3 protein-coding genes are annotated in these 3,186 nt (G+C 68.6%); all 3 read right to left on the bottom strand.

The features are described 5' to 3' along the window. The coding region (locus J0670_RS33965; protein WP_207816175.1) for a fic family toxin-antitoxin system, toxin component at positions 1–369 on the bottom strand (369 nt) is incomplete at its 3' end. After that, a complete protein-coding gene (locus J0670_RS33960; protein WP_196947319.1) occupies positions 366–602 on the bottom strand; it encodes a toxin-antitoxin system HicB family antitoxin in 237 nt (78 codons plus the stop codon). The genes J0670_RS33960 and J0670_RS33965, both read right to left, overlap by 4 nt. Positions 603–775: 173 nt before the next feature. Then, positions 776–3,186 (bottom strand): collagenase (locus J0670_RS33955; RefSeq protein ID WP_207816174.1); only part of this gene is annotated, 2,411 nt, incomplete at its 5' end.

The following is a 3,186-nucleotide window of genomic DNA, read 5'->3' as shown; positions in this document are numbered from 1 at the left end:
CACCACCCACGCCGCCAGCCGCTCCGCGACCCCGGACACGCCCAGCCGCCCCTCCCGGATGGCCCGGGAGAGGCTGCGCACCTCGCGGGCGGTGGTGGCGACGGTGCAGCCGCTGGCGACGAGGTAGGCGTAGGCGACGGCGGTCGCGAAGAGCTCGTTGGTCTTCTCCAGGGCGGGAACCCGGATCAGCTGGTGCATCAGCGCGGCGGCGCGGTCCTGCGGCTCGGGGTAGACGGCGATGTCGAAGATCTCGGCCTGGTGCCGGGTGACGGCCGCGAGCAGCGAGCCGTAGTCGGTGACCTGCGGGTCACCGGGCGTGTACTGCTCGGCGGTCATGAGCAGCCACGAGAGGTCGACCTCCAGCTTCAACGGCGCACGTCCTGGAGCTCGCCCGGCTCCCCGAACTCGGCGAGGAAGGCCGTCTCGTACTCCTTCATGAACTGGGCGGCGGCGTCGACGAAGGCCCGTCCGGACTCGCCCATGTCCTGCTGGACCAGGCGTTCGATGTACTGGTTCATGCTGATCCCCTGCTGCTCAGCCCGTTCCCGGGCCATCTCCGCGGTCGTGGCGTCCACTCGGACGTTCAGCTGCTTCTTGCCCATGACGTTCAAGCTAGCGCTGAAGCGCTAGCACAACAAGGGCGCGTGCACACCGCCCGCACACCTGCCGCACGCCCCCGTGCAATCTGCCCGTCATCTGCGGCCACGACACCCGTGGGCCACGCCCGCGGCGGGATGCCGCGGGCGTGGCCCACACGGGAGGGGGGAGGGTCGGATCAGAACTGGGTGCCGACCGTCACCCCGCTGAAGTCGGTCTGCGCGTAGAGGCTGACGTAGCGGTAGCCGGCCGTCGGGTTGGTCACGGTGATGCTCTGGGTGGTGCCGGAGTTGGTCGACGAGGCGGTGTAGGCGCTCGGCGAGGCCCAGGTGCCGTCGTTGTAGTACAGGTAGGCGGTGCCGGTGCCCCCGGAGGTGGTGATCTTCAGGGTGCTGGTGCCGGCCGGCAGGTAGACGTAGAGGTAGTCCAGGTTGCCGGCGGTGGCGGAGAGGTTGGCGCGGGAGCAGTTCTGGCCGAGCGCGTCGGTGCGCGGGTCGGTGCAGGTCGGCAGGGTGCCGCCGCCGGTGCCGCTGCCGGTGGTCACGGTGACCGAGGCCGGGGTGCTGGCGGTCTTGCCGGTGTTGTCGGTGACGGTCAGCGCGACGGTGTAGGTGCCGGCGGCCGCGTAGGTGTGGGTCGGGTTCTGCTGGTCGGAGGCGCTGCCGTCGCCGAAGGTCCAGTGCCAGGCGGTGATCTGGCCGGCGCCGGTCTGGACGGACTTGTCGGCCAGGGTGACGGTCGAACCGTTCACGGTCTGGCCGAACAGCGCGGTCGGGCCGGCCGCGTAGCAGGCGCCGCCGGCGCAGGCGTTGAGCCAGGCGTCGAAGTCGGCGTCGTAGCCGGTGCCGATGTTGTTGTAGACCGCGTAACCGCCCTGGTAGTCACCGGTGCGGAAGTGCCCGAGCATGTTGTAGATGTCGGCCGGGTGCTTCTCGAACATGTACCGGACGGCGAGGTAGCCCCACGGGTAGGTGCGCACCGAGTCCGAGTTGCCGTACGTGTTCTGGAAGACGGTGCTGAGCTTGTAGGTGTGCTTGGCGGCCTCCGACATCGCCTGGGTGTCGGTGGTGCCGCGGTACGCGTAGGACTCGTACTCGGCGACGCCCTCGATCCACCAGATGTCCGGGACGGAGATCTCGGTGGAGAAGTTGCCCTTCATGTCGTAGATGTTGTCGAGGTAGTGCGTGTACTCGTGGTTGAGGTTCCACACGTTGCCGGTGAAGCCGTCGTTCCACGACTTCTGGTACATCACTGACACGGCCTGGTTGTTGGGGTCGGTCGGGTCCATGACGGTCTGTCCGCCGTTGTTGGTGGAGTTCCCGAAGATCGCCCAGGAGTAGGTCAGGTAGTCGGCCTGGTTCGCGAAGACCGCCAGGGTGATGGTCTTGTCGTACTGGCCGGGGATCGGGCCGTTGTCCTTCACCAGGTTGTGGAAGAAGGTGTCCTCGCCGCGCAGGCTGGCGCAGACGGCGGCGAGGTCCGCGGGCGACAGGGCCTCGGTCTGGATGGTGCGGTTGTCGCAGACCAGCTGGTTCGGCAGCACCGCGGCGGTCAGCTTCGCCGGCAGGTTGCAGGTGCCGTAGTACGAGCACTGGCCGCCGTCGTAGTAGTTGGCCTGGAAGGCGGTGTGGACGTACAACGGGCCGGTGGTGCCGGTGATCTGGGCACCGTCGAGCACCGCCTTGACCTGCCCCTTGAGCGCGGTCTCGACCGCCGGACCGTCACCGGCCATCCGGCCGAGGTCGTTGCCCGCGTTGACGTCCAGGTAGGAGTTCGCCGTGCCGAGCAGGTCCTTGTGGTTCAGCGCGAAGGTGCCCAGCGTGGTGCCGACGCTCGGGTCGGCGCTGACCGCGTTGACGAAGTCGCTGTTCCAGTTGCCCCGCCACAGCGGCGCGGACAGCACGGCGTTGACCGACTTGAGCATCTTCGGGAACGCGTTGTACGAGTTGTTGTAGCTGTTCAGCACCTGCTTGTAGACGCCCAGGTAGCTGCCCTGCAGGTTGGCGCTGTCGGTCAGCACCAGCACCTCGTTGAGCACGGTGCCGTTGTTGTCGTTGACGTCGGTCCAGTGCGCGCTGCCGAAGAAGGCGTCCAGCGCGGCCTTGTTGGCGCTGGTCAGCGCGGCGTCGTACGGGCCGACGGCGTCCGCGTTGTTGGACTGCACGTACCAGCCGGCCCGCAGGAAGAGCACGAGCTGGAGGATGGCGGTCGAGTTGTCGCCGGTGTAACCGCCCGCCAGGTTCTGGAAGGCGTTGGCGACGGTGAGCATCTTCGATTCCTTGAAGATGTTGCCCGCGTCGGTACCGGTGACGTTGAACAGCGTGTTGACGCAGTCCGTGGTCGAGCCCTCGATGAAGGAGACCAGGTCGGCCCCGCTGCGGCTGCCGAAGTCGGCCGGGGTGCAGCTCTGAGCGGTGGCGGCGGCCGTACCGGCGGGGGCGGCGGAACGGGCGGCGGCGACCGGCTTGGCCGAGCGCGTCTTCTGGCCGGGCCGGGGGGCGAGTTGCACGGTGGTGCCGGCCGGCTGGCCCATCACGACCTGGCCGAGCAGCGCCGGCGGCAACGGCTTGGCGGCGGGGGCGACGGACT

Source organism: Streptomyces sp. FH025 (genome assembly GCF_017427025.1).
In the GTDB taxonomy this organism is placed as follows: domain Bacteria; phylum Actinomycetota; class Actinomycetes; order Streptomycetales; family Streptomycetaceae; genus Kitasatospora.
Note: the sequence above shows the minus strand (reverse complement) of the source record. Positions and strands in the feature narration are given on the sequence as shown.